Origin of the sequence: Hydrogenophaga sp., assembly GCF_030656115.1 — a bacterium.
GTDB lineage: Bacteria > Pseudomonadota > Gammaproteobacteria > Burkholderiales > Burkholderiaceae_C > Hydrogenophaga.
Genome location: NZ_JAUSOO010000159.1, coordinates 1 through 1,585 on the forward strand (window position 1 = coordinate 1; position 1,585 = coordinate 1,585).

Consider the following 1,585-nt stretch of genomic DNA (forward strand, 5'->3'; position numbering starts at 1 on the left):
GAAGTCGGCGATTCAGCACGGATGCAGCAGCAACAGCTATTGGCAGATGTCCAGAACACCGGTGATCAACCAGGCCATCTCCAACGCGTGGTTACAGGAACAAGGTTTGCTCAGCGTGAAAGACCTGTGGTGCAAGGCACAGGGCTATACGGCAAAGAAGAAAAGAGGGAAAGCTTCGTCGAGCGAGCCGACTTGTTGTTCCGCCCACTGCGGACCCGCACGGTGGGTGGTGTGGGGGCTGGGAGTTAGAGACTCCCGGCTACCCGATTAGGCGACACTGATTGTGAGAAGCGAAAGCTATGCATTGTCATGCCCTCCAATGTACGAGAGGAGAGAGACCAAATAGCAAGTAGATAAAGCTTGCCGATATGAGCATGCCAAGACTGCCGATCGCATAGCGAGCGTAACGGGAACTGACAGGGGCAGCTCGCAGCAGTGCAACTGCCGAAAGTGCTGTAAGTATGACCAATAGACTGTAGAACTGAGCCGCAGACTTGCCGAGATCGAGTGATGTTTCCCCAAACTTACCAGCGCGCCAAGGCAGTTCAAGAAAGCGCGCAATTACCGAAAAGCAAAGCCCATAGGCGACAACGCCAATTACAGCAGCTGCAGCCGATAAGGCAATAGACGATTTGCTCTCCATTGGCTCGCGATCATTTCCATTTGCGAGCCGACACGAAAGGTAAGCAACGCAGAGCGGGACAATGAATGCTGAATAGGGCAGCACGAAGTACGCGAACTCAAAAACTGGCGACACGCTAGCAAAGAGAAATGCAAAGACGCAAGCGAGTGCCCAAATTGCCAGGAATGCAAGTGGTAACGACGGTGGAATACGCATGCGAATTTTGGTGTTGCCTAACGTGCTAGCTCAGGGGCGAGAAGCCGGCTTGCCGGCGTAGCGTCCCTTTGGAGCGTAAGGTTAAGTTGCACACTAGTTCTCCCCAAACTCCTCGAACCGCTCACGCTCCATAACGAACACTAGCGGCGCAAGAAGGACAGCAAACGGAATCGCAATGGAACCGAAGGTGTCGAACAGGTTTATTCCTTCGCGAATTACGTAGACGGCTCCTATGAAGAACGTGACAGCGCACACCCCAAACCAAGCTTTCAGTAAAGGATACTCCGCTAGGATTTCCGCCAGACGAGAGCGGCCTGCCTCCTCCGCTTCCGAACCAATGCTTGCTGTAGCCCTTCCCCACGCGGCGAACGGGACCAAGAGCCAGCCGATCCAGTGAACTGTCGTGGCGAGGACAAGCAACGTACAGCCTGCAATCCAGCTCCAGATGAGTCGACGCTGTCTGAGTGTCATGAACTCTGCAACTTAATACCAAGGTAACCGGCGCCGGAGCCCGCCAGGGCGGAGGGTACAACCAAGGGCCATGAAAATGCCGAAGGCATGGCCCTTGGTTGCGTCCGCGTTGACCTGACAGTGTGCGCCCAGCACGGGCGCGAACTTATGGGGTGAAAGTCCCCTGTGGGAGAACCGAATGGGACTCATAGAGAGCCATGTTAACCACTAGCCGACGGCAAGGGCAGGCCCGCGAGGTCCTGTCTGGAGGAAGCCCGAGTGCAAATGTGCGAGGCG

3 protein-coding genes are annotated in these 1,585 nt (G+C 55.5%); 1 reads left to right on the forward strand and 2 read right to left on the reverse strand.

Annotated features, from left to right (window positions below):
- Nucleotides 1–249 (forward strand): hypothetical protein (locus Q7J58_RS21005; RefSeq protein WP_304831820.1); only part of this gene is annotated, 249 nt, incomplete at its 5' end.
- Between the two features lie 58 nt (nucleotides 250–307).
- On the opposite strand, the gene Q7J58_RS21010 is transcribed toward Q7J58_RS21005, so the two are convergent.
- Nucleotides 308–838 (reverse strand): hypothetical protein, encoded by a 531-nt coding sequence (locus tag Q7J58_RS21010; protein ID WP_304831821.1) that lies wholly within the window; start codon nucleotides 836–838, stop codon nucleotides 308–310.
- Nucleotides 839–931: 93 nt separating this feature from the next.
- Entirely contained in the window at nucleotides 932–1,309 is a 378-nt protein-coding gene (locus Q7J58_RS21015; protein WP_304831822.1) for a hypothetical protein, read from the reverse strand.
- Nucleotides 1,310–1,585: the final 276 nt, after the last annotated feature.

What these genes read in the sequence shown, in the direction of transcription:
- Q7J58_RS21010 (WP_304831821.1), bottom strand. Translation starts at nt 838, where the DNA reads ATGCGTATTCCACCGTCGTTACCACTTGCATTCCTGGCAATTTGGGCA.
- Q7J58_RS21015 (WP_304831822.1), bottom strand. Translation starts at nt 1,309, where the DNA reads ATGACACTCAGACAGCGTCGACTCATCTGGAGCTGGATTGCAGGCTGT.